Below are 26,521 nucleotides of genomic sequence, written 5' to 3'. Positions count from 1 at the left end.
CATCCCCGCGAGGACGCCTCAGCAGAGCTGAACGGACGCTGAGCGCAAGCGTCCACGCTCATCATCCTGCGCAGGACTGGCAGGTTTCGGCTCCGCGCAATGTCAGGCCAGGCCGAGGGCACGCAGCACGGCGTGGTCGACCCGCAAACCGTGCCGGCCCCGGCGCACCACGCCGAACCCTCCACTGTAGTCCCACACCGTCCAGCCCTGCACGTGGCGGGACAGGGCGGCCTGGATGTCCGCGAGGTAGCGCAGGCGGTCGGCCGGGTTCACGCCCCCATCGCGGAAGACGCCGAACTCCGTGCATACCAGCGGCACGCCGTGCTGGCTGGCCCACTCGCCGGCTTCCGCGAGCAGGGCCTCGAGCGCGGCGCCGTCCCATCCCGCGCCATCCCGCGCCTCGGCCGCGATTGCCTGCCGGTCCGCCGCGGGCGCGGCCGCCCCGGCCGCCCTGACATCTGCGGCGCGCAGGGGATAGGGCACGCCCTTGATACGCGCATAGGGCTGCGCCCACGCCGCGCCCTGATGCGTGAACAGCATCGGCGTATAGCAGTGGAAGCTGTAGATCAGATTGCCGTCCTGCAGCGGATCGAGCTGGCGGAGGTCGCCCACCGTGGAGAAATTCCCGCCGGTGACAAGGATCGTGTGTCCGGGGGCTTCCGCGCGGATCGCCTGGACCAGCACGGCCTGCAGCCGGGGCCATCGCGGCCCGAGGGCTTCGCCCGGCTCGTTGAGCACCTCAAGGACAAGGCTTTCCGGGTCGAGCGGCGCCAGCGAGCGGGCGATGACCGCCCAGGTCTCGGCGAACCGTTCCGGCTCGCCGGGCACGGCCACGAGGCGCTCACGGAACAAGTCCGGCGGGTGCATGTCCAGGATGACCGCCAGCCCGCGCGCCTGCGCCGCCGCGATATCGCCCGCCAGCCGGTTCGCCAGGCGCCGCGCGACCTCCGGCCGGCGCGGTATTCCGGCGACGGCGGGAGACATGTCGATCGGCAGCCGCACATGGCGAAAACCGAGCGCCGCGATCTCAGCCAAGGTCTCGCGGCCTTCCGCCTCACCCTTCGGGGCTGCCAGCGGATCCCGCCAAAGGCTGAGATTCACCCCCCGCCCCAGCCGCCTGGCACGGCGCCACGGCACATTGCCGGTATCCGGCACGAAGGCCGCACGGGGCGCTCCCGGCTTGGGCAGGGATGCGCCGAGAGCCGCGCCCAGCAAGGCCCGGCGTTGGACGGAACGGTACATCGTCTTCCCCACCCCCTCACTCGGCCTGCGCAACGGGACATTACTAAACAATAACGTGTAAGTCAGGAATTATTTCTGGTGGGGAACAGAGTCCAAAGTGCAAGTAAATTCTGTTGCGCTCACGCAATCGAGATTCAGCTTGCGAGTGCTGGGTGTGACCTGTAAGCGTTCGTTGCTCCGGATTCGCAATCCGGAGTTGCAACGAACTGCTTACGGAGTATTTTGTGGCCACTGTCCCCAGCACCACGCCGAAACTGACCTTCCAAGAGGATTTCAGCAACCCGATTGACATTAGTCCCAACGGACGAGACTCGACAGGCCAAGGAACTTGGAAATCGCAGTGGTTCTGGGATTCGAGATACTCGGACGACAAAACGGATGGAGTCTATTTTTCTGACTCGTCCACCGGGTACAATCCATTCTCGCAATCGAACGGCGTTCTCAAGATTACTGCGAAGCCGATCGACCAGACCGGGGTGCCGAACGAGCCCGACTGGGTGACCCATGCATCCGGCATGCTGCACACGGACGAGATGTTCTCGCAGCAATACGGGTATTTCGAGTTCCGTGCGAAAAATGCCCCTGGCGACGGCTTTCTCAGCGCGCTGTGGATGATCCCCTCCGACCATTCCTGGCCGCCCGAGATCGACGTCTCCGAGGTCAGCGGGGGCGAGCCCAACACGGTCATCAACACCGTCCACACCCAGACGGGCAATGCCCGTTCCGACTGGACCGACGCCGCGACCTCCACCACGGCCGAGTTCCACACCTATGGCGTGGACTGGGGCCCGAACGAGATCGTCTACTATCTGGACGGCCAGGAAACCTTCCGGACGCCGACGCCCTCCGACGCCAACAAGCCCATGTACCTCACCCTGTCGCTGCATGTCGGCGCCGATGGCGCCTGGCACGGCAATGCCGATGACGGGGCGACGGCTTCCATGGAGATCGACTACGTGAAGGCGTGGGAGTGGGGCGGCGGTATTCCGGCCGGCGCGGTCGGCTCTGCCGAGCCGGACAGCGCCACGCCCGTCCCCCCGCCGGTCGCGCCGGTGGAGGAGCCCGCGCCGGCGCCGAGCGTGCCCGGGCGCGTCATCGACGGCAACGGCCGCAGCAACACCCTCACCGGTACCGACGGCGATGACCAGATCTATGCCGGTGCGGGCAACGACACCATCACCGGCGGCAAGGGCAACGACCAGATCTGGAACGGTCCGGGCCGCGACACCAACGTGTTCCACAAGGGTGACGGCAACGACATCATCCAGGACTTCGCCAACGGCACCGACAAGCTGAAGCTCGTCGGGCTGCAGCGCGGTGACGTGGACTGGGCGCAGGAGAGCCATGACGGCGTCTCCGGCACCCTGCTGCACGCCGGTGCCGATGAGATCTGGATGCCGAACGCGGCGGTCACCGCCGCGGATCTGATCTTCGCCTGAGCCGGCCCGGAGGCCCCGGTCGCCGGGGCCTCCCCCTGCCGCCCGGGGCGTTCCCGGTGCGGGGAGCCATCGGCCGGCCCGGCGTCACGCCCGGGCCGGCCGGCCGCCCGGCGGCTGATTGGCCACCAGCGCCCCCGCGAACAGCATCGCGACCCCGAGCGCGTAGACCGTGTAGGCCTCCTCCTGGAACAGGCCGTTCACGATCGTCATGGCCACCCCGATGAAGATGGCGTCCGTTGCCTGGGGCCGGGCGTGCCGCCATCCACGCCGCGGCCTGGCCGCCGCCAGAAGCGCGGCGAAGGCCGCGAGGTGGAGAAGCAGGCCCAGGCCCAGCTGGTAGAGCAGCACGCCGATGGCGCTCTCCAGCGCGAAATCCGCCCCGTTGTTCTGGAGGTCGATCATGTCGACGCCGGCGCGCGCCGTGTCCGACAGGTTGCCGCCCACGCCGATACCGTGCCCCAGCGGGTTGCGCAGGAATCCATCGACGCCGCCAATCAGCCCGATGACATGGAAATCCCCACTCCGCAGGCCGACGTGGATCACCGCCGCCGAATACGTCACGACGGACACCGCCATGACCGCCAGCAGCAGGCGCGCCCGGCCGGCCCAGTGCCAGAAGAGCCACAGGCCCAGTGTCATGACCAGGGTGAGCATGGCGCCCTTCACGCCCATCGCGGCCAGGACCGCCGCCGCCAGCACCACGCTGCCGTACCACCGCAGGGCCAGCGCGGCGATGCCGCCCATGGCGATCACATAGGCATAGCTGATCGGGTGGATGTTCGGGCCGCCGAAGCGGAAGGACAGCGCGGTTGCCTCGCTGCCCGTCACGTTGAACAGGACGCTGGTGCGGGTCGCGATCAGGTCGCGTGCGGTGTGGAAGGGCCAGTCCAGCTCCGCGGCGGTGTATTTGAGGTTCATGAAGGGGATGCCCCCCGTCATCTCGTAGAACCAGGCCGGATCGGCCACCTCCAGCGCGCTGTAGCCGAGCCCCGCGGCAAGCGAGACCAGATAGCCGATGGCGAGGCTGCGGAAGCTCCAGACGCGGCCGGCATCCAGCCCCACCAGCAGCATCAGCAGCATCCCGGTGGCCGCGCGCAGGTACACGGCGGCCGAGGCGGGGGAGGAGAGCAGGGCGCCGTAGGCGGCATAGGCGGTGGACAGGGCGATGGCGGCGCAGGCCAGCAGGACGATGCGCCGCGCCGGCGCCGCCGCCCCGCGGCGCGAGAGCAGCAGGCGGGCCGCGGCAAGGGCGCCCAGCAGCCCCGTCGCCATGAACCCGGTCCCGAGCAGGACCTGGAAGGAGCCCGGCTGCATGCCGTCGCAGAAGAAGGCGACCATGGCGTTCTGGTAGAGCGCCAGCTGCCAGTACACGACCAGCCCGGCGAGCGGCAGCCAGGCGTAGAGCAGCAGCAGGCCGCCCAGGGCCACGGCCGAGGCGAGCGGCCCCAGCTCCCGCACCAGCAGCACATGCGCCGCCAGCAGCGCCAGCCCCGCCGCCTGCCAGCCGAGCGCGTGGGCGATGGCCAGCCCCAGCGGCATGGCGCCCGGCGTGGCGCTTGGCGTGGCACCCGTGACCGGCCGCGCCGCCGGGTCCGGGCGGAGGCCGGCCGGGGCGAGGGTGGCGCTCATCCGCGCGCCAGATAGTAGCGGCGCATGCGGCGGGAGAAGAAGCTGGCATCGCCGTGCCGGTACTGCTCGTTGTAGCGGGTATCGACCATGCTCATGGTGACGCCCGCCAGCGCGGCGCCGGCGATCCGCAGGCTGCGCAGCGCCGCGGCGGCCTCATCGGCGCGGGTGTGCTCCCAGCGGACCAGCAGCACGGATTGGGAAGCCATACGCGCCAGGGCCGGCACGTCGCCGCCGATGGGAACGGGCGGCGCGTCGATGATCACCAGCTCGGCCTCCGCCTCCATCTGCCGCAGGAGCCGCTCCATGGCCCCCGAGGCCAGGAGCTGCGTCGGGTTCGGCGGCCGGGGCCCGGGGGGCAGCCAGCGGTAGTCCCCGTCCGGCACGGGCCGCAATGCGGCGTGCAGGGTCGTGTCCGCGCGGAGCACGTCGGAGAGGCCGGCCTCGGCCGGGCCGCGGCGGCGCTGGCCGCGCAGGTCGGCGTCCACCAGGATGACCCGCATGCCCCTTCCCGCCGCCTCGGCCGCCAGGGCGCGCGCGACCGTGCTCTTGCCTTCGCCCGGATTGGCCGAGGTGACGAGCAGGCTGCGCGGCGCCACCCCGCCGGGCCGGGGGCGCACCAGATGGGCGCAGAGGCCGGCGATGGCCTCGCGGAACATCGCCTGTCCCAGCCGGTCCCAGCGGCGGCGCCAGAGCGGGATGACGCCGAGCGGCACGACGCCGGCATCGCCGAGATCCTCCACGCTGCGCATGCCCCGCGCCATGGCTTCCCGGGCAAGCGCGGCCACGCCGCCGGCGCCGAGGGAGACGAAGGCCAGCAGGGGGAGCAGCAGCTGGAGGTTCGGCGCGTAGGGCAGGCGGGGCACCGTTGCCTCCGAGACCACCCGCGCGCCGGTGTCGCGGAGCCGTGCCTCCGCCCCGAGCTCCCGCGCGCGGACCAGGAAGTTCTCCGCCACGAGGCGGTCCGCCGAGACGTCGCGCTGCAGCTCCTGCAGCCTCACCTCCACGCCATCCGCCTGCGCCACCTCGCCGCGCAGCGCCCTCAGCCGTTCCGTGAGCGCCCGGTAGTGCGTCTCCGCGACGCCCGCCTCGTTGCGCGTGCTCTGGAGGATCCTGTCGGCCTCCCGGGCGATGTTGCGCCGGATATCGGCCAGCTCCGCGTTGACTGCCTGCAGGGCGGGGTGGGAGCGCCCGTACTGCGAGGCGAGATCCGCCAGCCGCGCCGCCGACTGCGCCTCCTGCACGCGGAACTGCTGGATGGTGCGGGAGTCGAGGACGCTCGCCAGGCCATCCATGTTCCGCGCCGCCATCGCCGCCTCGGCGTCGCGCAGCCGTGCCGCCAGCTCGGAGCGGCGGAGGCGGAGGGCGGTGATCTGGCTGGCGACCTCGGAAATCTCCTGCTGCACGAGGTTGGCGCTGAGATCGGTGCGGGAGAGGCCATTGACCACGCCGTTGGTGGCGCGGAACTCGACCACCGCGCGGGCCGAGGTGTCGATGCGGGCGCGCAGCGCGGCCAGCTCCGAATTCATCCAGGCGCTGATGGACCGCAGCTCCGCCGCCCGCAGCTCGGCCCGCATTTCCAGATAGGCCTCCGCCACGCCATTGGCGATCGCGGCCGCCCGCTCCGGCACCCGTGCCGTCGCCGTGATCTCGATGGCGCGGCTGCGCCCGATGGGGCCGACGGTGACGTTGCGGTCCAGGCTCTGCACGGTCGCGTCGAGGCCGCCCGCCTCCGCGCGCTGCACGCCGAGGAGCGCCAGGAGCCGGTGCACCGGTTCCTCGGACCAGCGGCCCAGCAGCCCGATGAGACTGTCGGCTGCCGCCAGCAGGCGGGAGGGGCGCAGCAGCGGGTTGAAGTCCGGGTCGGCCTCCAGCCCCAGCCTGGCCACGACGCGCCGCAGCAGCTCCCGCGAGCGCAGCACCTCGAGCTCGTCCGCCAGCATCTCCGTGGCCGGCGGCGTACTGGCGGTGACGCCCGGGCGCTGGAAGACCACGGTCTTCGGCGCCTCCAGCAGCACGGTGCCCGAGGCCCGGTAGGCCGGGGGAAGCGCCAGGAGGCCGGCGAAGCCGCCGGTGAAGACCAGAAGCGTGACGGAGAGGATCAGCCATTTGCGGCGCCGCGCGGCCGCCCATGCGCTGGCGGCGACGTTGCGCTCGCGCTCGACCGCCCAGGACGGTTCGGGCGGTGCGGCCGCATCGGCGCTGAGGCGCAGGGTGTAGGGGGCTTTGGTGCTCATCCTCTCAATCCTGCTGCGGGCTTCCGGATCGGGCGGGCGCCGGGGCGCCGGAGCCAGTCCGCGGACGGCAGCCGGCGCGCCAGCCGGCGGAGCAGGATGCCGGGGCTCAGGGAAATGCGCTTTCCATCCACCAGGAAGTGGCCATCGGCCATGGCGGCGATGGTGTGCAGCCCGTGCGGGAACGGCCCTTCCGGGTCCGGCGACAGCACGGCCACCGGCTTCTCGCGGTAGGAGGAGGGCGTGCATTCGAGGATCTCGTTGACCACCAGCGCGGCGCCGTAGGAGGCGGCGCAATCCTGCGCAGGGCGCAGCAGCCGGCCGCCCACCGCCAGCAACGGGCCGGCCGGGCGCGAGGACCTGATGTCGATCTTCACCGGATTCGCCGGATGCGGTGTCCACGGCCCCTCGAGGCTCTCCGCGAACATCAGGCAGAGATTGTCGTGCGGGCCGAAGGAGACATCCGTGTAGGCCAGCCAGCAGAGGCCGCCATGGCGGAAGAAGGTCGGGTCCGCCATCTCCACCTCCTCGGCGACGGTGGCCACGGCGCGCGGCGGCGCGTCCGGCGAGAGCTCGAAGATCACCTGCCGGCGGCTCGCCGCCATTTCGGGGGTGCAGAACACCCGCCCATCCTCCTCCCAGCAGAACGGGTAGGAGAGATGGCCCCTGACCTGCACGGGGAGTTCCTCGGCCAGCACCGTACCGGCCTCGGCCCCGAGCAGCAGCGCGCGGAGGCGCCCGAGGCCGGTCGCGTGGTCGAAATACTCGCACAGCGCCATGCCCGGGCGTCCCGGCCAGGGAAACGGGTCGGCGTGGTAGCCCTCCGCGCTGGGCGGCACGGTCCAGCGGATGCCGGGCATGATCTGGCTCCTCCCCAGCTCCTCCGGCGCGACCTCGGTGACGCCGACCGCCCAGTTCTCGCTGGTCAGCTTGTCGCGTGCCCGCTTCAGCCCGTAGGCGAGACGCCAGCGCCCCGGCCAGTCGGCGGCCTTGCGGGGGAGGGGCGCCCAGGGCCGCGTAGCCCGGCCAGGATGGCGGATGGCCTCGGCCACCAGCGCAGCCGCCGCCTTCATCGCCGCTTCCCTGAGCTCGGGATGGGGGCGCCAGGCGCCGAGATGCGCCTCGGCCAGGACCCTCCCCGGTGCGCCCGCGCGGGAATCCTCCACGAGATGTAGGGACAGCAGGCCCGGCGCCCGGCAGCATTGCCGCAGGCCGAAGCGGGGGGAGCACAGGAACTCCCCATGCTCGTCGACGATCCGCCACGCCCGCCCGCCGGCAGCGGCCGGCTTCCCGGGCGCGACCCGCAGCAGCACGGTTTCGGCACCATCGGCGTCCGGCCGTGCGGAGGCCGGCTCCGCCTCGACCGCCACCCGGACTGCCGGGCCGAGCGAGCGATGGAGCTTCTCGGCGAAGGCAGCCACCGCCGCCCCGCCTGCTATCCGGAGTTCACGCTGCCAGGGCGACATGCTCGGCTTCCTCCTCAGGTGTGAAGGCTATGCAGGACGCGGGAGACCCGGCTGCGCGCCGCCTGGGCGAGCCGGATGTGACGGGGCAGGCTCGCGCTCCAGGAGCGCTCCCAGAGATGCACCGCCAGGGTGTCCTCGGTGATGCAGTCGGGGGTGAACTCGCCGCCGTGGGGATAGGGGAAGAACACCCGCCACGGATAAATCCGGATGTCGCCGATCCAGGCCTCCGCCTGCACATCGGCCGTCTCCGCGCGCAGCCCGTGGCGCCGCATCAGCCGGGTGACGAGCTTCGGGCCGGAGCGCGTCGGCCGGTCGAGGCCGAAGGGCAGGCTGCGCAGGCGCAGCGCGGCCTCCAGAGCCTCGCCGATGAACCAGTGGCCCGGCACGGCGCCGAGGCACCCGTTGGCGAGCAGGTCGCTGGGCTTGGGGGAATCCTGGAAGCTCAGGAAGCACTGGTTGTCGAGCAGCGGGTCCAGCGGCTTCAGGACCTTGAAATCGGTGTCGAGGTAGATGCCGCCATGGCGGTGCACCGCCAACAGCCGCGCGATGTCGGACACCCTTGCCCATTGCCGCCGCCGATAGGCCTCCCGCAGCGGCGCGTGGGAGAAGTCGATGTTGCGCTCGCTCCAGTGCACGAGCTCCCAGTCCGGATGCAGGTGCCGCCAGTGGTCGACGAGGACGCGGTAGCGGTCCGGCATCGGGCCGCCCACCCAGACGTAGTGGATGCGTTTCGGGATCATGTTCTGGGCACCCTGGAGAAGGCCACGGAGAAACCCGGGAAGGCGCCGAGCCGGGCGCGCAGGCGCGCCATCACCGGGATGCAGGCATCGGAGGCGAGGGCGGCCAGCCCGAGCGGCGTGCGCGCGTGCACCAGCGTGCCGAGGCGCAGGTAGGTGTTGGCCAGGCGCTGCTTGTAGGCCTCGTCGCCGCAAAGGAAGTCGACCTCGGTGAAGCCATGGTCGATGGCCCAGGAGATCTTCTCGATCAGGGCCAGCGTGCCGGGCGAGGCGCGGTGCAGGCTCTGCTCATAGGCGCGGTTGAGGCCGAGCAGGCGGCCGCCCTCGGCGATGCAGAGCAGGACGGCGGCGATGCTGCCCCCGGCCTCGAGCACGAAGACGCGCAGGCATCCGCGCGCCTCCAGCGCCGTGGTCAGGCTGCGCAGCATGGTCCCGTCGTCGCTGAACAGCGGTGAAGCGAGGCCGGTGCGCCGCAGCCAGTCCAGCTTCATCTGCCGCAGCCTCTCGACCGCCGGCCACAGCTCCGCCCCTTGCAGCACGCGGAACTGGACCGGCCCGCCCTGCGCCAGGATCTTGCGGCTCCGCCGGTAGTTCTGCCGCTCCCCGGCGGTGAGCGACTGCATGAACCCGGCGCCGCTGCTCCATGCGCCGAGGCGGAGCGCCGACGCGATGGTGGAGCGCCGGCCCGGCCACAGCCGCAGCCGGTCCCGGTCCAGGCACTCCAGCACGCCGCCGGGCCGGAGATGGCTGAGATAGGCGACATCGAAGCCGCCCTGCGCGCGCGCCGCGCGCCACAGGGGAAGGATGAGATCCCCGCGGGAAGGCGCCAGGAGCGCGTCGCAGTAGTCGCTGACATCCTTCGCCGCCCATTCCAGCACCCGCAGCCCGTGACGGCGGCGGACCGCCAGCGGCAGCACGCCGACCAGCTCGTCGCCATCCCATGCCAGGGCGAGGTGGAGCCGGAAGCCGGAGCGGGCGGCGCCGCCATGCCACCACGCCGAGATCCAGTCATGGGACTGGAAGGTACCGGCGCCCGCCTGGGTCTCCAGCGCGCGCCACGCCGGGCCCAGCGCCGCGAGGCGGTCCGGGTCGCGCAGGATCTCGATCAGGGCGCCGCCGCCGCCCGCCGGACCCGCCGGGGGGGAAGCGGCGGCCCGCCCGGCCCGCAGCCTCGGGAATGCCATCATCGGCTGCCTCCGTGCGCGAAGAAGGCCAGGCGGGCGGAGCGGATCCCGCCGCTCACGTAGCGGGGGAGCAGCACCGTCTCCAGCAGGGCCAGGTAGACCAGGCCGCCGGCCATGCCGGCCAGCCAGGAACTGCCGCCGGACAGCCGGTCGCCGGCGAGCATCGCGGCCACCATGCCCGCCCCCGCGGCGGCGAGGCGCAGCGCGTTGCCGACCAGCGGCATGAGGCTCCTGCCCGAGATCTGCTCCAGCACGTACAGGTGGATGGGCACCAGCAGCGCCGAGACCACGGCCCAGGCGACGCCCACCGCGACGATGCCGAAGGGCGAGGCCAGCGCGTAGGCGATGGCGGCGAGGACCAGCTGCCCGCCGGCCAGCCAGGCATAGGCGCTGGGGCGGCCAAGCGCGGAGAGCGCCTGACCGGTGAAGGCCCAGAGCGGCACGGTGGCGCCGCCCAGGGCCATGGCCTGCAGAACCGGCACGGCATCCATCCATTGCGGACCGAAGGTGAAGGGCACCACCGCCGGCGCCAGGAAGCCGAGGCCGATCGCCAGCGGCAGCCAGATGGACAGCGAGGCGGTGACGAGGCGGACATACTCGTCCCGGAAGGCCGCCTGGTCGTGCGCGAGCCGCGCCAGCACCGGCATCATCAGCAGGGCGAGCGGCGACATGGCGATGAACCCAAGCGCCTGCATCATCTTGAGCGCGAGATTGTAGTGGCCGACAGCCACGACATCGAGCATCACGCCGATGATCAGGTTGTCGACCTTGTCGGCGATGGCGGTGAAGATGCCGGCCATCATGAAGGGGCTGCTGAAGCCGGCGAGCCGCTTCAGCGACCGGCGCGAGAAGCGCAGCCGGGGAGTCCAGCGGATCGTCGTCCACATCACGACGAGGATGACGACGGCCTGGATGAGCTGGCACGCCACCAGCGCCCAGACGCCCCACCCCGCCATCGCCAGCGCGATGCCGCACAGCCCGCCGATCACGTAGCCGCTGATGGCGCGCAGGGCGAAGATGGCCATGCGCATCTCCCGCCGGCAGAGCGCCGAATGGACGCTGACCAGCGCGCGCAGCAGGCACAGCACGGACATGGCCTGGAGGACGGGCGAGAGGGAGGCGTCGCCGAAGGCCGCCGAGAGGGTGTGCGCGCTCAGCACGAGGAGGATGGTCAGCACCGCGCCCAGCGCCAGGTTCGTCCAGAAGGCGGTGCTGCGGTCATCCTCGTCCGGCGCCTCGCGCTGGATCAGCGCGTCGGCGAAGCCCTGGAACAGCACCGTGTTGGCCATCGCGGTGATGGCGAGGGCGAGGGCGAAGACGCCATACTCGCCCGGCGTCAGGATCCGGGTGAGGATGACGTAGAGCAGCAGCGCGAGGCCCTGGCTGCCGCCCACATCGAGCATCGTCCAGAACAGGGCGCGCAGCGTGCGGCCATTGGCGTCGCTCCGCCCACCGCTCATCGGCCAGCTCCGCGGCCCGCAGGCCCGGGGCGGGCACGGTCCCTGGCGGCTCTGCCGAAGCGGAGGGCGAAGCGCCCGTAATCCACCAGGTAGCGGCGCCAGAGACGCCTCGGCTCGCGGGCGAGGCGGTAGAGCCAGCGGAGATTCGTCCTGTCGATCCAGGCCGGATAATATTCGAGGCCGCCGGCGGTCTGGTCGAGATAGCCGCCGCAGGTGAAGCCGACGCCGTGCCACCCCGCGGCTCTGAGGCGCAGCAGGAACTCCTCCTGCGGCCCGCTGCCCATGCCGCAGATGACGATGTCGGGTGCCGTGTCGTGCACCGCCCGGACGGACGCCGCCATGTCGCCGTAGCCATGCCACGTTCCCAGGATGCGCAGCCCGGGAAACCGTTCGGCGATGCGGTCCGCGGCGCGCCGGGCGACACCCTCCCGGCCGCCGACCAGGACGACGCCGCTGCCGTATTCGGCCGCAAGGTGCAGGACCGGCAGGGCGAGGGAGGTCGTGTCGAAGCTGATACGCGCCGCGCTGGAGCCGGAGAGGTATCCGGTCGCCAGCGCCATGGCGATTCCGTCCGGCAGCACCAGGTCGAAATTCTGCAGCGCGACGCGCAGCCAGATGCTTCGCTCCGTCGCGGCCACGGTGGCCGGGTTGACGAAGGTGACCAGGAAGGCCTGGCTTCTCGCCCGCGCCGGCAGCCGCATCTGCCTGCGGACGGCCTCCACGGCGGTGGAGAGATCGCGGCAGGCATCGACGACGACACCCAGTGTCAGCGTGCGGTGCACGGCGTGCCGGGTGGGCGCATGGATCTCGCTCTCGGCGTTGGCCAGGCTGGAGGCGCCGGCCGTTCCGTCGGCGGAGCGCGTCGTCCAGGGGGGAAGCTCCGGGGCTGTCCGCACCACGGCTTTCCTCAATCGGCCCGGAAGCTGGCGAAGCCGCCGAGCACGGTGCGCAGCAGCACCTGGAAATCCAGGGCAAGCGACCAGTGATCGACGTACCAGAGGTCGAGCATGATCCGCCTCTGCGCCCGCTCCAGCGTGTCCACCTCGCCGCGCGCGCCATTGACCTGGGCCCATCCGGTGATGCCGGGCCGCACCCTGTGGCGCAGGCGGTACTGGCTCACCACCTCCGCATAGGGCCTGCCTTCCACCTGCATGGCCAGCGCGTGCGGGCGCGGCCCGACCAGGGACATGTCGCCCCGGAGCACGTTCCAGAGTTGGGGCAGCTCGTCCATGCTGGTGCGCCGCAGGAAGCGACCCACATGCGTCACGCGCGGGTCGCGGGCCCGGGTGCGCGCGGCGCCCGATGCGTCGCATCCCTTTATGTACATGGACCGGAACTTCAGGACCTGTATGGGCCTGCCGCCCAGGCCGACCCGCCACTGGCGGAACAGGACCGGCCCTGGCGATTCCAGGCGGATGGCCATCGCGATCAGCAGCAGGAGCGGCGCCATGAAGGCCAGGGCCATCAGGGCGAATGCCACGTCGAGGCCGCGCTTGACCGACCACTCGGCGCTGCGGACCGGATGGGGCAGGATCTCCACCACGCCGAGGCCGGACCAGCGGAACGCTTCCTCGAGCGTGGGGTCGAAGGACATCGGGTCGGCGAGGAAGCAGAGCCGCGCGGGCGCCTCGGCCAGGGCCCGGCCCACATCGGAAAGGCGGTTCGCGTCAAGCCCGCCCGTGGCCAGCACCACGACGTCGACCTGCTGGCCGAGGATGAGGTGCCGCAACTGCTCGATCTCGGCATCGACCGCGCCGCCCACCCGGGCGACCACGACCGCGCCCTGCCCGGACCGGTGCCTCAGCCCTGCCTCGAAGGTGGCGAACCGCGCCGCCGGGCCGACCAGGGCCAGGCGCATCGGCACTGTCTGCCGCAGCCCTATCAGATAGGCCGTCATGGCATGGGCCGTGGCGCTGAGCGGCATGAAGCCGCCCAGCAGCCAGAGGAATTCCGCGGTGGCATCCGCCCGAAGCAGGACATGCTCCGAGAGGGCGATGATGAGCGACGTCGCGGCCGCGGCAAGCGCCGCCCGGAAGAACAGCCGCCGCGTCGTGGCGCCGGAGGATTGCTCGAGATCCGCCAGTGCGACCCGGTTGAGCAGGGCGGAGAGCAGGGTGCCGCCCAGCACCAGGAGCGCATGATGCGCGACCGGGAATGGCGCGCCCGGTTCCCAGCCCGGGACAGGCACGGAAAAAAGAATGAGGAGCAGAAAATCGACGCACCACGGGAACAGCCTGCAGAAGGGAAGGTCCGCCCAGCCCTGCGCGGCGCGAAGGGCATCGATGGCCCCCGGCCTGCCGCCTCGCAGGCCGGATGCCGGCACCATCCTCGGAAGTTCCTGATGCGAAGGCGTTTCCACCCCTGCGACGCTGGGCTCGGGCAGAACGTAGGAGGGGGCGCGCGGGGTGCGTGTCATTGCTGAGCCTCGATCACCTTCGCTGTGCTGCATGCTCCAACGAGATTACATTTGCTTACCATAACGAAATAAGTTCCGACAACGAAACTTTTAGTTTCTTTTCTTCGCCGGAATATAAATTTTGAATTTTTCAGTGTGACTGTTGGAAACCGGACAACCTCGGCGTGTGCTGTGTTCAGGGTCTGTCCGGCGGGCTTCTTGCGCTTTGATCCGGCCGTGTTTCCTCGCTGCGGGAGGTGCTGCCGCGGCTGACCGGTTCCGGCACGGGCGGGGGCAGGTCCGGCGGATCTCGTCCTGCTTTCCGCTCTCCCACGGAGTGCCGCGGGCCGGCGATCAGCGCGTCGTCGGCGGCTTCATCCGCTGGAGCCGCAGGGGCGGCTGAACGCCAGGCTGCGCCTCTCCGTCTCTCTGCCTGCGCGCGCGGCGGAGGGGGGACCGTTCCTGCCCGGCCATGCCGGCGCGCAGATTGGCCCAGGCTTCACAGCCGGCCGGCCGGCCATGCCGTTGGCGTCCGGATCCTGCGATCCCGCTGCATGCTTGCCCAGACCGCGCGCCGCCCCTTAGTCTATCATCGTACAAGGAGAACGACCCGCCGAAGCGGGCGTTGGGGAGAATGTCCATGAATGAAGTGTCTCGCCGCGGCCTGATGGCCTTCGGTGTGGCGGCGGGTGCCGCCGGCCTGCTGGCGCGTCCCGCCCTGGCCCAGTCCCGCTACCCGACCCGCCCCATCACCCTGCTCTGCCCATGGGGCGCCGGCGGCGGCACCGATGCCACGGCCCGCATCATCGGCGCGCTGCTGGAGAAGGATCTCGGCCAGCCGATCAATGTGGTGAACCGCACCGGCGGCAACGGGGTGGTCGGCCATTCCGCCATCGCCACGGCGCAGCCCGATGGCTACACCATCGGCATCATCACGGTGGAGATCGCCATGCTCCATCATGCCGGGCTGACCAACCTCACCTACAAGGACTACCGGCCGCTCGCGCTGATGAACGAGGACCCGCCGGGCGTGCAGGTCAGCGCCTCCTCGCCCTACAAGGACATCAAGGAACTGGCCGAGGCCATCAAGGCGGCGCCGGCGGGCAAGATGAAGGCCTCCGGCACCGGCCAGGGCGGCATCTGGCACCTGGCGCTGATCGGCTGGCTGCAGGCGATGGGGCTGAAGCCCGACCATGTGCGCTGGGTGCCCTCGAACGGCGCGGCGCCCGCCATGCAGGACCTGGCGGCGGGCGGCGTGGACATCGTCACCTGCTCCGTGCCCGAGGCGCGGGCCATGCTCGACGCCGGCCGGGCGCGCAGCCTCGCCATCATGGCGCCGCAGCGCAACCCGCAATTCGACACGGTGCCGACGCTGAACGAGAAGCTCGGCATCAGCTACTCCACGGGCGCGTGGCGTGGCATCGCGGCGCCGCGCGGCCTGCCGGACGAGATGGCCAAGACCATCACCGCGGCGCTGGAGCGCGCCTACAAGGCCAAGGAGTTCACCGACTTCATGAACGCCCGCGGCTTCGGCACGGTCTGGGCGGACCCGGACGGGTTCGCCACCTTCATGGGCCGCTCCGACGCGGCGATGGGCGAGGCGATGCGCGCCGCCGGGCTGGCGCGCGGCTGACGGCCCCGTGCCGCGCAACTGCCCTGAGCCACGCTTTTCCTGCCCCGCGCGGCCTCCGGCCGCGCCTTGCGGAGCGCATGCGCGATGCGGGTGAACGATGCCGTGCTCGGACTGGCCCTGCTGCTGCTGGCCGGCACGATGATCTGGCTGACAACCTACTTCCCCTCCTTCCCGGGCCAGGATTACGGCCCGGAGCTGTTCCCGCGGCTGCTCGGCGGCGGGCTGGTCCTGTGCGGGCTGCTGCTGGTGGGGCGCGGCCTGGCGGCGCGGCGGCGCGGCGAGGCCTGGGTCGAGCTGGCGCCCTGGTGGTTCCGGGGAGGGCAGGCCCTGTCCTTCCTCAGCATGCCGCTGGCGGTGGTGGCCTATCTTCTCTTCGCCGAGACGCTGGGCTTCATTCCGCTCGCCTTCGCCCTGCTGCTGGCGCTGTTCCTGTGGTTCGGCGAGCGCCCGGTGCGGGCCGTGCCGGTCGCGCTGGTGGCGACGCTGGTGGTGCACTGGTTCTTCAGCGGGATGATGCGCGTGCCCCTGCCGCGCGGCCTGCTGAATGACATCCTCTGAGGAAGGGCGGCAATGGACCCGATCCTGACGGCCTTCGGCCTGGTCTTCGACCCCTCGGTGATGCTGGTCATCCTGGGCGCGGCGGTGTTCGGCATGTTCGTCGGCGCCATGCCGGGGCTGACGGCGACGATGGCCACGGCGCTGCTGGTGCCGGTCACCTTCTTCATGGACCCGGTGCCGGCGCTGGGCGCCATCGTCACCGCGACCGCCATGGCGATCTTCGCCGGCGACATCCCGGCGGCCATGCTGCGCATGCCGGGCACGCCCGCCTCCGCCGCCTATGCCGACGAATCCTACCTGATGGCCAGGAAGGGCCAGCTCGACCTCAACCTCGGCGTCAACGTGGTGTTCTCGGCGCTGGGCGGCATCGTCGGCGTGTTCTTCCTGGTGCTCTGCGCCCCCTCGCTCGCCGAGATGGCGCTGAACTTCTCCTCCTTCGAGTATTTCTGGCTGGCCTGCCTCGGCCTCACCTGTGCGGTGTTCATCGGCACAGGCGACCCGCTGAAGGGCTTCGTCTCGCTGCTGCTGGGCCTGGCGATTGTCTGCATCGGCATCGACCCCGCGGCGGGGGTGCCGCGCTTCACCTTCGACAATGTCGACCTGATGTCGGGGGTCAACTTCATCGCCGTGATGATCGGCGCCTTCGCCGTGTCGGAGCTGCTGCGGGGCGCGGTGGACCTGCACCGCCAGGGCCATGTCATTGTGCCGCAGGTCGGCAACGTGTTCCGCGGCGTGGGCGGGGTGATGCGGCGCTACTGGCTGAACTTCATCCGCGGCTCGCTCATGGGCACGCTGATCGGCGCGCTGCCGGGGGCGGGGGCGGACATCGCCGCCTGGGTCTCCTACGCCATGGCCAAGCGCTTCTCGCGCACGCCGGAGAAGTTCGGCACCGGCCATGTGGAGGGGGTGGTGGAAGCCGGCGCCTCCAACAACTCCGCCGTGGCGGGCGCCTGGATCCCGGCCCTGGTCTTCGGCATCCCGGGCGATTCCATCACCGCCATCGTCATCGGCGTGCTCTACATGAAGGGGATGAACCCCGGCCCCACGGTGTTCACCGAGAACCCGCAGTTCATCTATGCGGTGTTCATCATCTTCATCCTGGCCAACATCATCATGGTTCCGCTCGGCTGGGCGGCGATCAAGAGCATGAAGCAGGTGCTGCGCATCCCGCGCACCATCCTGCTGCCGCTGATCCTGCTGTTCTGCATCGTCGGCGCCTTCGCCATGACCAACAGCAACTACGGCATCGTGCTGATGCTGATCTTCGGCGTGCTGGGCTGGTTCATGGAGGAGAACGGCGTGCCCGTGGCGCCGATGATCCTCGGCCTGGTGCTCGGCGAGATGCTCGAGCAGAACTTCATGACCTCGATGATCAAGTCGGACGGCCTCTGGCTGGCCTTCTTCGAGCGGCCGATCGCCGGCGCGCTCGGGGCGCTGACGCTGCTGATCTGGCTGCTGATGCTGGGCCGCGGCGCCCTCACCGCCCTGCGCCGGCCGGCGCAGGCGTGAGCCGGTGCAGGGGCGGGCCTCAGCCCGCCTCGGCCATCGGGGCGGGGAGCGGGCCCGGGCTCATGCGCACCTGGTTCCTGCCGCCCCGCTTGGCGGCGTAGAGCGCCTGGTCGGCCCGGCGCAGCAGGCTCTCGCCGCTTTCCGCCAGGCCCAGGGTGGCGACGCCAAGGCTGATGGTGACGGGGATGGGCCGCCCCTCCTCATCCTGCAGCGCCAGGCCAGCGATACCCTGGCGCAGCGCCTCGGAGAGCTGCACGGCCTGGGTCAGGCCGGCGGCCGGCAGCAGGGCGGCGAATTCCTCGCCGCCGAGGCGGCCCACCAGGTCCGTCTGCCGCAACAATCCGCCGCAGGCCGTGCCCAGGCCATGCAGCACCCGGTCCCCCGCCGGGTGGCCGAAACCGTCATTGATGCGCTTGAAGTGGTCCACGTCGAACACCGCCAGCGAGAGCGGCGTCCGCTCCTCCCGGGCCCGTTCCACCGCCTCGTCCAGGCAGGCCAGGAAGTGGCGGCGGTTGGCCAGGCCGGTCAGCGCGTCGAAATGCGCCAGCTCGTACAGCTCGCGCTCGATGGCGCGCAGCTTCAGCATGTTGCGCAGCCGGGCGAGCAGCTCCACCTCGTCGGCCGGCTTGGTCAGGAAGTCGCTGGCGCCGGCCTCCAGCGCCTCGTACAGCGCGCTGCGCTGCTCGAGCGCCGTGATCATGACGGCCGGCACCGTCTGGCAGCGCGGCAGCTGCCGGAAGGCGCGCAGGAAGGCCACGCCATCCATCTCCGGCATCAGGTAGTCGACGAACAGCACGTCCGGCGGCTGCGCGGCGGCATCCTCCAGCGCCAGGGTCGGCGAGGCATGCGTGACCGAGACCGTCTCCGCCACCCGCGCCACCAGGGCGGCCAGCCGCAGCCGGTTGGTCGCGCTGTCATCGACGATCATGATGCGGAACGGCATGGCGATCTGCCTTTCTGGCCAGATGGGAAGCGCGGGGGGAGGAAAGGCGCGGAGAACCTGCCCCGCACGGCCGTGGCCCGGCGGAAATAGTGGCGCCCAGGCTGCGCCGCAATGGCTGGCGGGGATTGCCCTGGCCTCGCGGCGGCGCGCCGCTCAGCCCGGCAGCAGGATGGGCTGGCCGTGCGGCGTGGCGGCGGCGGCGCGTGCCCAGGCTTCCTGGCGCTCCGCCAGCTCGGCCTTGGAGAGGATGCCCTTCTCGGCCAGCAATTCCTCGAGCGCCGCCAGCCAGTGCGCATAATAGGGCGCCTCGCAGGCGGCGAGGTGGCGGCCGAGCGCCGCCGTCCATTCCGCCCAGGTGAAGCAGCCGGCCTGATGCGCGGCCACCGCCATGGCGAAGGCCTGCGCCTCCCAGGGCTCGCGGAACACCGGCCCCGCCACGTCGCGCGGCAGGCCGGGGGCCTCGGCGGGCATGGCTTCAGGCTTCAAGGTAGGACTCCCAGGCATCGATGGAGACGGTCAGGTCCGGGTCCGCCCCTTCGCCCCACAGTTCGGCGGCGGCGAAGCGGACGGTGTAGAGCCATTGCGGCGCCTCGCCACGGCCATGCGCGTTGCTGTCGGGGAAGACGAAGACGCCCTGCACCCGGTCGACCACGCCCCGCCGGCCGCGCGCGTAGCGGGGCAGGCGGGTATGCTCCGGGGTATGGAAGTGGCGGGTGCGCACCGCCGCGCCCACCGCGAAGCGCGCCGGCGCCGTGGCCGGGCGGTCATAGGGCGAGCCGCGCATCAGCGCCGGCTCCACCGCCTCGGCCCGCAGCGGCGGCAGCGCCGGGCCGGGCGCCCGCATCCGCCCCTCGCGCAGCTCCTCCGCCGTCACCAGGCCGCGCGCCAGCAGCAGCTTCTCCAGCCCCTTGATCCAGATCTCGTAGTAGCCGGAGGTGAGATACTCGCCGGGCGGCAGGGTCTCGCGCGCATGGCGGCTGGCATCGATGTTCCATTGCCCCAGCGCCCCGGCGGCAAGCGTCACGGCCAGGGCGCGCTTCTCCCAGGCGGCGTGGAAGCGCAGATGCTCCGGCTCCGGCCGCACCGGGCCGAAGCCCATCATGCCGCCCAGGTCCTGCGCGCCGTTCATGCCGGGGCCTCCGCCATCGGCGCGGCGCCGGGCTGGCGGGCCAGGGCGGTGCCGATCATGGAATCGCGGCTCACCAGCGCGGCGAGCCGTTCCTCGCTCCAGCCCTCGGTGCCGGCGGGGCGCATCGGGATGACGAGGTAGCGCGTCTCGGCGGTGGAATCCCAGACGCGGATGCGCGTCCCCTCCGGCAGCGCCACGCCGAACTCGGCCAGCACGCCGCGCGGGTCCATCACGGCGCGGGAGCGGTAGGCAGGCGCCTTGTACCAGGCCGGCGGCAGCCCCAGCACCGGCCAGGGGTAGCAGGAGCAGAGGGTGCAGACGACGAGGTTGTGCTCCTCCGGCGTGTTCTCCACCGCCACCATGTGCTCGCCCTGCCGGCCGGTGAAGCCCATGCCGTGGATGGCCGCCGTGGCGTCCCGCCGCAGATGGTCGCGGAACGCCGGGTCGGCCCAGGCGCGCGCCACCACCCGGGCGCCGTTGCGCGGGCCGATGCGCGTCTCGTAGATCTCGATCAGCGCGTCCAGCGCGGCCGGGTCGGCATAGCCCTTCTCGACCAGCAGGGATTCCAGGGCGCGCACCCGCAGCGCCATGCCGGAAAGCTCGCTGCCCTCATGCTCATGCTCATGCTCATGCTCATGCTCGTGCGCGTGGCCATGGTGATGCCCGGTCATGCTGGCGCTGGTCCCTCGCTGCGTTCGGCCGGCGCAGGGTGCGTCCTTCCACCCGGTCCGGTCAAGCAAGGCCCGGGCGCCGGAGACCCCCCTCGCGCGAGGCATGGCTGGCGGTGGGGCCGGCGGCCGCGATACGGTCCGGCGGAAGCGGGATGAGGGAGCTGCGATGCAACGGGTGACTGTCACCCTGGACGACGCGCTGGCGGCCGAGCTGGATGCGGTGGTGCGCCGGCGCGGCTACCAGAACCGCTCGGAGGCGATGCGCGACCTGCTGCGGAGCGGCCTGCAGCAGAGCGCCGGCGCGGAGGGCGCGGCCGGGCCGAGCCTGGGGGCGCTGGTCTACACCTATGCCCATGAGCAGCGGGACCTGGCGCGGCGGCTGACCGGCGCCTTCCACGACCATCACGGCCTGTCGGTGTCGTCGCTGCACCTCCACCTGGACCATGAGATGTGCCTGGAAGTGGCGGTGCTGCGGGGCGAGGCCGGCGCGCTGCGCCACTTCGCCGAGCATGTGATGGCCGAGCGCGGGGTCCGCCACGGCCGTCTGGTGCTGTTGCCGGACGATGCCGGCGAGACGCCCGTCCTTCGGAGAGGGTGAGGGCGGGCAGGGGAGTGGCGCGGCCGGGGCGGGTGCCGCCGGCCGCGCCGGTTCGGGTCAGTCGCCCAGGCGCTGCTTCAGGTCCTTGGCGGGCTTGAACTTGACGGACTTGCTGGCGGCGATCTCCACCACTTCACCCGTGGCGGGGTTACGCCCCTGGCGCGCGGCGCGCTGGCTGACGGCGAAGCTGCCGAAGCCGGCCAGGCGAACCTCGCGGCCAGCGCCGAGGGCGTCGCCCACCGTGGCCAGGACGGCCTTCAGCAGGGCATCAGCCTGGGTCTTGGGCAGGCTGGTCGCGGCGGCGGCGGCGTCGACCAGGTCCTGGCGGCTGAGCGGGCGGGTTTCTTCGGTCAAAAGGCGAACTCCGGCAGTAATGAGGTAACGCGCGCAGGAGAGACACACTCCGCCGGGGGTGGTCAAGCGCGTGCCGCTGGGCTGGGGGGGCGTCAGCCCCCACCTTCACGCCTTTTTTGTGTATCGGGGCGGAAAGCGGCCCACAGGATTGCATCCTGTTCATCCAGGCCGGTCTCCCATGCCGCCGGATCTCACGGAGCCGAGGGCTACCAGGGCCGGGAGCCATTCCCTAAAAGAGCCCTCCGCAAACGGGGAGCCCTGCCATGCCCAGCATCACCGACCGCCGCCGCGCCACCCAGATGCGGGTGGCCTGATGCGCGTCCTCGTCGCCGGGCGGACCGGCCAGCTCGCCCTCGCCCTCGCCCGCCGGCTGCCGCAGGATGGCCATGCCGTCACCGCCCTCGAGGCGCCGGAGCTGGACCTGACCGACGCGGCCTCGATCGCCCGCGCGGTGGAGCAGGCGGCGCCGGAGGCCATCATCAACGCCGCCGCCTACACCGCCGTGGACCGCGCCGAGGACGAGCCGGAGCTGGCCCTGGCCATCAACGCGACCGGCGCCGGGCTGCTGGCCGCCGCCGCCGCGGCGCGCGGCCTGCCCTTCCTGCACGTCTCGACCGACTACGTGTTCGACGGCACGAAGGGCGCCCCTTACGTCGAGACCGACCCGACGGCGCCGGCCAGCGTCTATGGCCGCACCAAGCAGGCCGGCGAGGCGGCGGTGATGGCGGCCAACCCGCGCTCGGCCATCCTGCGCACCGCCTGGGTGTGCAGCGCCGACGGCAACAATTTCCTCAAGACCATGCTGCGCCTCGGCGCCGAGCGCCCCGCCCTCTCGGTGGTGGCCGACCAGCACGGCGCCCCCACCTTCGCCGACGACCTGGCCGACGCCATCGCCCGCATGCTGCCGCGCCTGGCGGCGGCGCCGGCGGGCGACCCGGCCTTCGGCCTCTTCCACCTGACCGGCGCGCCCTGGACCACCTGGCACGGCTTCGCCGCCGAGATCTTCGCCCAGGCCGAGAAGCGCGGCGCGAAGGTGCCGGCGCTCTCCGCCATCACCACCGACCAGTACCCGACCAAGGCGCGCCGCCCGGCCGATGGGCGGCTCGATTGCAGCCGCATCACCGCCGTGCACGGCATCCAGCCCGCCGACTGGCGGCAATCCCTGGCACGCTGCCTGGAGCAGCTGCTCCCCGCCGCGCCGGGGCGCTGAGGGCCCGGGCGAGGGGCTGAGGCAAGGGGGCGGGGCCGGGCACGGCCCCGTGGCCCGGCTCTTGCTGGTCCTGCGGCACCCTTGGAACCGGGAGCCCCGCCGATGACCGCCTCGCCGAAGCCCTCTCTGCCGCGCCGCCTGATCCTGGGTGCCGCACTCGCCCTGCCGGCGCTGCGCACCGCCCGCGCCCAGGCGCCGCTGCGCTTCGCGCTCGACTGGGCGCTGCAGGGCAACCACGCCATGTTCTCCCTGGCCGAGGACCGGGGCCTGTTCCGGCGCGAGGGGCTGGCCGTGCGGATGGACCGCGGCTTCGGCTCCGGCGACACGCTGGTGAAGGTGGGCTCCGGCGCCTACGACATCGGCTTCGCCGATTTCTCCGGCGCGGTGAAGTTCAACGCCGAATACCCGCAGAACCGGCTGGTGATGATCTACCCGGTGTTCGACCGCACGGCGGCGGCCATCGTCACGCTGCGCGGGCGCGGCATCGAGAAGCCGCAGGACGTGGCGGGCCGCCACCTCGGCGCGCCGGAAGGCGAGGGCAGCCGCCTGCTCTTCCCCGCCTTCGCCCGCGCCGCCGGGATCGACACGGCCCGCATCCGCTGGACCTCGATGGCCGCCAACCTGCGCGACACCATGCTGCGCACCAACCAGGTGGACGCGGTGAGCGGCTTTCTCTTCACCGTGCACTTCAACCTGGTGGGCCTCGGCATCCCGGAGGAGCAGATCCTCGGCTGGCCCTACGCCGAGCACGGGCTGGACCTGCCCGGCTCCGGCCTGTTCGCCCGCGCCGAATGGCTGGAGCGCAACGGCGAGAGTGCCACGCGCTTCGTGAAGGCCTCCATGGAGGGTCTGAAGCTGCTGCTGAACGACGTGCCCGCCGGCATGGCCTCGCTGAAGAAGCGCGAGCCGCTGTTCGACGAGGCGCTGGAGACGCGGCGCTTCGCCATGACGCGGGACCGCTCCATCATCACCCCCAACAGCCGCGCCCAGGGGCTGGGCTCGCTCGAGATGGCGCGGGCCGAGGCGCTGGTGCGCGTCAATGCCGAGGCCTATGGCATCGGCACCCCGCCGGAGGCCGCCAGCATGTTCACCGACCGCTACCTGCCCCCCCGCTCGGAGCGCATGCTGTGACGGTGCGCCGCCTGATCCACGGCGCGCGGGTGCTGGCGCCGGACGCGCTCTCCGCCCCCTTCGCCGAGATCCTGGTGGAGGAAGGCCGTATCGCCGCCCTGCTGCCGCCCGGCAGCGCGGTGGAGGATGCGGAAGGCTTCGACGCCACGGGCCGGCTGGTCATCCCCGGGCTGGTGAACGGCCACACCCATGGCCATGGCGGTCTGGCCAAGGGCGTGGGCGACAAGTGGGACCTGGCGCTGCTGCTGGCCCATGCCCCCTGGGTGGGCGGCGGCCGCGGCGTGACCGAGCTGAAGCTCTCCACACAGCTCACCGCCGTGGAGATGCTGAAGAAGGGCTGCACCGCCGCCTTCGACCTGCCGGCCGAGTTCCCCGGCCCCACCCCGGAGGGGCTGGAGGCGATGGCCGAGGCCTATGCCAGCGTCGGCCTGCGCGCCGTGCTGGCGCCGATGGTGGCCGACCTCACCTTCTTCCAGGCGACGCCCGGCCTCGTGGAGGCGCTGCCCGAGCCGCTGCGGGCCCGCGCCGAGGCCATGCGCATGGCGCCGGCCGAGGCGACGCTCGCCACGCTGCGCGCCGCGGCGAATGGCTGGCGGCACGGCGCCGCCGGCATTGCGCTTGGCCTCGGCCCCACCATCCCGCTGCATGGCTCGGAGGCCTTCCTGCGCGGCTGCGCCGCGCTGGCCGATGAGTTCGGCCTGCGGGTGCAGACCCATGTGGCCGAGGCACGCTACCAGGCCGCCGCCGGCGCGGCACGCTATGGCGGCACCCTGCTGGAGCACATGGACCGGATGGGGCTGGTCGGGCCCCGCTTCTCCGTGGCGCATGGCGTCTGGCTGACGCAATCCGACTTGGATCTGCTGGCGGCGCGGGGGGGGGCGGGCTCTCGCACAATCCGGGTGCCAACATGCGGCTGGCCTCCGGCGTCGCACCGGCGCGGGCGGCGCTGCGGGCGGGGGTGGCGCTGGGCATCGGCACGGATGGCTCCTCCTCCTCCGACAACCAGAACATGTTCGAGGCGATGCGCCTCGCCGCCTTCGCCTCCCGGCTGTGGGAGGAGGCGGAGGAGGAGGACTGGCTCGGCACCGCCGAGACGGTGCGGCTGGCCACCGCCGGCTCCGCCCGGCTGCTGGGGCTGGAGGCGGGGGAGATCGCGCCCGGCCGGCTGGCGGATCTGGTGCTGCTCGACCTCGCGCACATCAACTGGGCGCCGTTCAACGACGCGGCGAACCAGCTCGTCTGGACCGAGGATGGCAGCGCGGTGACCGATGTGATGGTGGGCGGCGCCTGGAAGCTGCGGGAGCGCCGCGTGCTGGGGCTGGACGAGGCGCGCCTCGCCGCCGAGGCCAATGCCGCCGCCGAGCGCCTGCGCGGCGTGAATGCCGGGGCGCGGGCATGGTGCGAGGCCATCGCCCCGCATGTCGCCTGCCACTGCCGCGCCCTGGCGCGGGGCTGGACGCGCTCCCGCCGCCTGCTGCGCGCCGAGTGAAGGATGGCTTGACCGCCGGCGGCCCGCATGGTGCAGCCAGGAGAAATGCACGCACCCGCCCGGGGTGCGCGAGCCATGGGAGGAAAAGCGATGCCGGACCCGGTTCTGGTTGAGGTGACGCGCGGCGGCCGGGTGGAATCCCGCCATGCCGGCGCCTTCGCGGTGGTCGATGCCGAGGGCGGGGTGGTGCTCTCCGCCGGCGATATCGAGCGGCCCGTCTTCCCGCGTTCCGCCGTGAAGGTGATCCAGGCCCTGCCGCTGGTGGAAAGCGGCGCGGCGGACCGCTTCGGCCTGGACGATGAGGCGCTGGCCCTGGCCTGCGCCTCGCATGGCGGGGAGCCGCGCCATGCCGCCGTCGCCGCGCGGATGCTGGCGGCCGCGGGGCAGGGCGTGGCGCAGCTCGAATGCGGTGCCCACTGGCCGAGCCATGCCGGCGCCGCCCGCGCCCTGGCCTGCACCGGCGCCGAGCCCAGCGCGCTGCACAACAACTGCTCCGGCAAGCATGCCGGCTTCGTCTGCCTCGCCTGCGGCACGGACACCGCCCCGGCGGGCTACATCCAGCCGGGCCATGCCGTGCAGCGCCAGGTGAAGGCGGCGCTGGAGGGGGTGACCGGCTTCCGCCTGGAGGAAGGCAGCCACGGCATCGACGGCTGCTCCATCCCGACCTACGCCATTCCGCTGCGCGCCCTGGCGCTGGGCTTCGCGCGGATCGGCACCGGGCACGGGCTGGAGCCCGTGCGGGCGGCCGCCGCGGCCCGGCTGCGCGCCGCCGTGGCCGCTCACCCCTTCATGGTGGCGGGCAGCGAGCGGTTCGACACCCGGGTGATGGAGGCGCTGGGCGCGCGGGCCTTCGTGAAGGTGGGGGCGGAGGGCGTCTTTTGCGCCGCGCTGCCGGAACTCGGCCTCGGCGTGGCGCTGAAATGCGACGATGGCGCCTCGCGTGCTGCCGAAGTGGTGATGGCGGGCCTGCTGCGCCGTCTGCTGTCCCTGGGCGAGGCGGAGGAGGCGGTGCTGGCCCCGTTGGCCGCGCCTGTGCTGCGCAACTGGAATGGGCTTGAGGTGGGCCGCATGCGGCTGGCGGAGGGCTGAGCCGCCGGATCATGCGTCAGCCGCCGGGCTGGGCTGCGGGCGGCCGGCCCGGAAATCGCCGGCGGGGCACCGAATCCTGTTTGACAGGGTATCGCCCAGGGCCTAGAAGGCGCGCCCTGCTGTGTTGTTGGTTTGTGGCGCGGCGGGTTTTCGGAAGAAAGCTTCAGTTCTGGCATTGACGGGCGAAGTAATCGCCACTAGATAGTCGGTCATCGCTGAGGGGTTCTTCTGAGGCGGTAAAGAAGAGGCTGAAAAAACTGCTTGACGGGTTTGGTCAGGTAGGCTAGAAAGTCTCAACGTTGATTGAAAATCGCATCGGGTTTTCTGGAAGTATTAAGAAGCTTGGTTTGGTTTGACCTTTTTTAGGTTGGGCTGAGTGGGTTTCATGCTTTTGGGGATGTTCTGTCTGAGCTGCCTTTTGGGG

At 71.8% G+C, this 26,521-nt stretch carries 23 protein-coding genes and 1 pseudogene; 10 read left to right on the top strand and 14 right to left on the bottom strand.

Features of this window, described 5'->3' with window-relative positions; genetic code table 11:
* Positions 1-102: 102 nt before the first annotated feature.
* Positions 103-1,242 (bottom strand): glycoside hydrolase family 5 protein, encoded by a 1,140-nt coding sequence (locus tag CR165_RS16550; RefSeq protein WP_109518055.1) that lies wholly within the window; start codon positions 1,240-1,242, stop codon positions 103-105.
* Positions 1,243-1,466: 224 nt separating this feature from the next.
* Between CR165_RS16550 and CR165_RS16545 the strand changes: the two genes are divergently transcribed.
* The gene (locus CR165_RS16545) at positions 1,467-2,681 is read left to right on the top strand and encodes a family 16 glycosylhydrolase (RefSeq protein ID WP_181378203.1); all 1,215 of its coding nucleotides are present in this window, start codon (positions 1,467-1,469) and stop codon (positions 2,679-2,681) included.
* 84 nt (positions 2,682-2,765) lie between these two features.
* Here CR165_RS16545 and CR165_RS25110 read toward each other — a convergent pair whose 3' ends face one another.
* From CR165_RS25110 to CR165_RS16505, 8 genes are read right to left on the bottom strand one after another with little or no spacing between them, the layout of a single operon-like run.
* Positions 2,766-4,310, bottom strand: coding sequence for a hypothetical protein (locus tag CR165_RS25110; RefSeq protein ID WP_109518053.1), 1,545 nt, complete (start codon positions 4,308-4,310; stop codon positions 2,766-2,768).
* On the bottom strand, positions 4,307-6,544 hold the full coding sequence (locus CR165_RS16535) for a GumC family protein (RefSeq protein WP_109518052.1): 2,238 nt from the start codon (positions 6,542-6,544) through the stop codon (positions 4,307-4,309). The genes CR165_RS25110 and CR165_RS16535 overlap by 4 nt, the downstream gene beginning before the upstream one ends.
* Complete coding sequence (locus tag CR165_RS16530) at positions 6,541-8,007, bottom strand: glucosamine inositolphosphorylceramide transferase family protein (RefSeq protein WP_146201926.1); 1,467 nt, start codon at positions 8,005-8,007, stop codon at positions 6,541-6,543. The genes CR165_RS16535 and CR165_RS16530 overlap by 4 nt, the downstream gene beginning before the upstream one ends.
* A gap of 14 nt (positions 8,008-8,021) precedes the next feature.
* Positions 8,022-8,747 (bottom strand): glycosyltransferase family 32 protein, encoded by a 726-nt coding sequence (locus CR165_RS16525; RefSeq protein ID WP_109518050.1) that lies wholly within the window; start codon positions 8,745-8,747, stop codon positions 8,022-8,024.
* Entirely contained in the window at positions 8,744-9,931 is a 1,188-nt protein-coding gene (locus CR165_RS16520; RefSeq protein WP_146201925.1) for a GNAT family N-acetyltransferase, read from the bottom strand. The genes CR165_RS16525 and CR165_RS16520 overlap by 4 nt, the downstream gene beginning before the upstream one ends.
* Positions 9,928-11,388, bottom strand: a complete 1,461-nt coding sequence (locus CR165_RS16515; RefSeq protein ID WP_109518048.1) for a lipopolysaccharide biosynthesis protein — start codon at positions 11,386-11,388, stop codon at positions 9,928-9,930. Before CR165_RS16515 ends, CR165_RS16520 begins: the two co-directional genes overlap by 4 nt.
* Positions 11,385-12,284, bottom strand: coding sequence for a WecB/TagA/CpsF family glycosyltransferase (locus tag CR165_RS16510; RefSeq protein WP_146201924.1), 900 nt, complete (start codon positions 12,282-12,284; stop codon positions 11,385-11,387). The genes CR165_RS16515 and CR165_RS16510 overlap by 4 nt, the downstream gene beginning before the upstream one ends.
* 11 nt (positions 12,285-12,295) lie before the next feature.
* A complete protein-coding gene (locus tag CR165_RS16505) occupies positions 12,296-13,714 on the bottom strand; it encodes an exopolysaccharide biosynthesis polyprenyl glycosylphosphotransferase (protein ID WP_109518046.1) in 1,419 nt (472 codons plus the stop codon).
* A 709-nt stretch (positions 13,715-14,423) separates the two neighbouring features.
* Between CR165_RS16505 and CR165_RS16500 the strand changes: the two genes are divergently transcribed.
* The 3 genes from CR165_RS16500 to CR165_RS16490 all read left to right on the top strand — a co-directional run bounded on the left by CR165_RS16500 (position 14,424) and on the right by CR165_RS16490 (position 17,483).
* A complete protein-coding gene (locus tag CR165_RS16500) occupies positions 14,424-15,416 on the top strand; it encodes a tripartite tricarboxylate transporter substrate binding protein (protein ID WP_109518143.1) in 993 nt (330 codons plus the stop codon).
* Positions 15,417-15,500: 84 nt separating this feature from the next.
* Positions 15,501-15,974: a tripartite tricarboxylate transporter TctB family protein gene (locus tag CR165_RS16495; protein WP_109518045.1), complete on the top strand. Its 474-nt coding sequence runs from the start codon at positions 15,501-15,503 to the stop codon at positions 15,972-15,974.
* A gap of 12 nt (positions 15,975-15,986) precedes the next feature.
* Complete coding sequence (locus CR165_RS16490; protein ID WP_109518044.1) at positions 15,987-17,483, top strand: tripartite tricarboxylate transporter permease; 1,497 nt, start codon at positions 15,987-15,989, stop codon at positions 17,481-17,483.
* Positions 17,484-17,502: 19 nt separating this feature from the next.
* Here CR165_RS16490 and CR165_RS16485 read toward each other — a convergent pair whose 3' ends face one another.
* The 4 genes from CR165_RS16485 to nthA form a co-directional block, all read right to left on the bottom strand.
* On the bottom strand, positions 17,503-18,426 hold the full coding sequence (locus CR165_RS16485; protein ID WP_109518043.1) for a diguanylate cyclase: 924 nt from the start codon (positions 18,424-18,426) through the stop codon (positions 17,503-17,505).
* A gap of 153 nt (positions 18,427-18,579) precedes the next feature.
* Positions 18,580-18,912 (bottom strand): nitrile hydratase accessory protein, encoded by a 333-nt coding sequence (locus CR165_RS16480; RefSeq protein ID WP_109518042.1) that lies wholly within the window; start codon positions 18,910-18,912, stop codon positions 18,580-18,582.
* Positions 18,902-19,555 (bottom strand): nitrile hydratase subunit beta, encoded by a 654-nt coding sequence (gene nthB, locus CR165_RS16475; protein WP_109518041.1) that lies wholly within the window; start codon positions 19,553-19,555, stop codon positions 18,902-18,904. Before nthB ends, CR165_RS16480 begins: the two co-directional genes overlap by 11 nt.
* Positions 19,552-20,226, bottom strand: coding sequence for a nitrile hydratase subunit alpha (nthA, locus tag CR165_RS16470; RefSeq protein WP_109518040.1), 675 nt, complete (start codon positions 20,224-20,226; stop codon positions 19,552-19,554). The genes nthB and nthA overlap by 4 nt, the downstream gene beginning before the upstream one ends.
* A gap of 166 nt (positions 20,227-20,392) precedes the next feature.
* Here nthA and nikR point away from each other — a divergent pair, with 166 nt between their 5' ends.
* On the top strand, positions 20,393-20,824 hold the full coding sequence (nikR, locus tag CR165_RS16465) for a nickel-responsive transcriptional regulator NikR (protein ID WP_109518039.1): 432 nt from the start codon (positions 20,393-20,395) through the stop codon (positions 20,822-20,824).
* 57 nt (positions 20,825-20,881) lie between these two features.
* Here the strand turns inward: nikR and CR165_RS16460 are convergent, their stop codons facing one another.
* Positions 20,882-21,178: an HU family DNA-binding protein gene (locus CR165_RS16460; protein ID WP_099097508.1), complete on the bottom strand. Its 297-nt coding sequence runs from the start codon at positions 21,176-21,178 to the stop codon at positions 20,882-20,884.
* A gap of 313 nt (positions 21,179-21,491) precedes the next feature.
* Between CR165_RS16460 and rfbD the strand changes: the two genes are divergently transcribed.
* From rfbD to CR165_RS16440, 5 genes and pseudogenes are all read left to right on the top strand, one after another.
* Complete coding sequence (gene rfbD / locus CR165_RS16455; protein ID WP_109518038.1) at positions 21,492-22,388, top strand: dTDP-4-dehydrorhamnose reductase; 897 nt, start codon at positions 21,492-21,494, stop codon at positions 22,386-22,388.
* Positions 22,389-22,490: 102 nt separating this feature from the next.
* Entirely contained in the window at positions 22,491-23,519 is a 1,029-nt protein-coding gene (locus CR165_RS16450) for an ABC transporter substrate-binding protein (RefSeq protein WP_109518037.1), read from the top strand.
* A pseudogene (locus tag CR165_RS26030) lies at positions 23,516-24,334 on the top strand (amidohydrolase family protein); the annotation flags it as partial. The gene CR165_RS16450 and the pseudogene CR165_RS26030, both read left to right, overlap by 4 nt.
* Positions 24,335-24,426: 92 nt before the next feature.
* The gene (locus CR165_RS26025) at positions 24,427-25,008 is read left to right on the top strand and encodes an amidohydrolase family protein (protein WP_281262107.1); all 582 of its coding nucleotides are present in this window, start codon (positions 24,427-24,429) and stop codon (positions 25,006-25,008) included.
* A 90-nt stretch (positions 25,009-25,098) separates the two neighbouring features.
* Positions 25,099-26,097, top strand: a complete 999-nt coding sequence (locus CR165_RS16440; RefSeq protein WP_109518036.1) for an asparaginase — start codon at positions 25,099-25,101, stop codon at positions 26,095-26,097.
* Positions 26,098-26,521: the final 424 nt, after the last annotated feature.

Origin of the sequence: Teichococcus aestuarii, assembly GCF_003116135.1 — a bacterium.
GTDB classification, from domain to species: domain Bacteria; phylum Pseudomonadota; class Alphaproteobacteria; order Acetobacterales; family Acetobacteraceae; genus Pseudoroseomonas; species Pseudoroseomonas aestuarii.
Note: the sequence above shows the minus strand (reverse complement) of the source record. Positions and strands in the feature narration are given on the sequence as shown.

Bases quoted from the DNA above. Each gene is read 5' to 3' on its own strand.
- CR165_RS16490 (WP_109518044.1), top strand. From the start codon at position 15,987: ATGGACCCGATCCTGACGGCCTTCGGCCTGGTCTTCGACCCCTCGGTG.
- CR165_RS16505 (WP_109518046.1), bottom strand. From the start codon at position 13,714: ATGGTGCCGGCATCCGGCCTGCGAGGCGGCAGGCCGGGGGCCATCGAT.
- CR165_RS16450 (WP_109518037.1), top strand. From the start codon at position 22,491: ATGACCGCCTCGCCGAAGCCCTCTCTGCCGCGCCGCCTGATCCTGGGT.
- CR165_RS16525 (WP_109518050.1), bottom strand. From the start codon at position 8,747: ATGATCCCGAAACGCATCCACTACGTCTGGGTGGGCGGCCCGATGCCG.
- CR165_RS25110 (WP_109518053.1), bottom strand. From the start codon at position 4,310: ATGAGCGCCACCCTCGCCCCGGCCGGCCTCCGCCCGGACCCGGCGGCG.
- CR165_RS16515 (WP_109518048.1), bottom strand. From the start codon at position 11,388: ATGAGCGGTGGGCGGAGCGACGCCAATGGCCGCACGCTGCGCGCCCTG.
- CR165_RS16440 (WP_109518036.1), top strand. From the start codon at position 25,099: ATGCCGGACCCGGTTCTGGTTGAGGTGACGCGCGGCGGCCGGGTGGAA.
- rfbD (WP_109518038.1), top strand. From the start codon at position 21,492: ATGCGCGTCCTCGTCGCCGGGCGGACCGGCCAGCTCGCCCTCGCCCTC.
- CR165_RS16550 (WP_109518055.1), bottom strand. From the start codon at position 1,242: ATGTACCGTTCCGTCCAACGCCGGGCCTTGCTGGGCGCGGCTCTCGGC.
- CR165_RS16530 (WP_146201926.1), bottom strand. From the start codon at position 8,007: ATGTCGCCCTGGCAGCGTGAACTCCGGATAGCAGGCGGGGCGGCGGTG.
- nikR (WP_109518039.1), top strand. From the start codon at position 20,393: ATGCAACGGGTGACTGTCACCCTGGACGACGCGCTGGCGGCCGAGCTG.
- CR165_RS16535 (WP_109518052.1), bottom strand. From the start codon at position 6,544: ATGAGCACCAAAGCCCCCTACACCCTGCGCCTCAGCGCCGATGCGGCC.
- CR165_RS16500 (WP_109518143.1), top strand. From the start codon at position 14,424: ATGAATGAAGTGTCTCGCCGCGGCCTGATGGCCTTCGGTGTGGCGGCG.
- CR165_RS26025 (WP_281262107.1), top strand. From the start codon at position 24,427: ATGCGGCTGGCCTCCGGCGTCGCACCGGCGCGGGCGGCGCTGCGGGCG.
- nthA (WP_109518040.1), bottom strand. From the start codon at position 20,226: ATGACCGGGCATCACCATGGCCACGCGCACGAGCATGAGCATGAGCAT.
- CR165_RS16485 (WP_109518043.1), bottom strand. From the start codon at position 18,426: ATGCCGTTCCGCATCATGATCGTCGATGACAGCGCGACCAACCGGCTG.
- CR165_RS16520 (WP_146201925.1), bottom strand. From the start codon at position 9,931: ATGATGGCATTCCCGAGGCTGCGGGCCGGGCGGGCCGCCGCTTCCCCC.
- nthB (WP_109518041.1), bottom strand. From the start codon at position 19,555: ATGAACGGCGCGCAGGACCTGGGCGGCATGATGGGCTTCGGCCCGGTG.
- CR165_RS16495 (WP_109518045.1), top strand. From the start codon at position 15,501: ATGCGGGTGAACGATGCCGTGCTCGGACTGGCCCTGCTGCTGCTGGCC.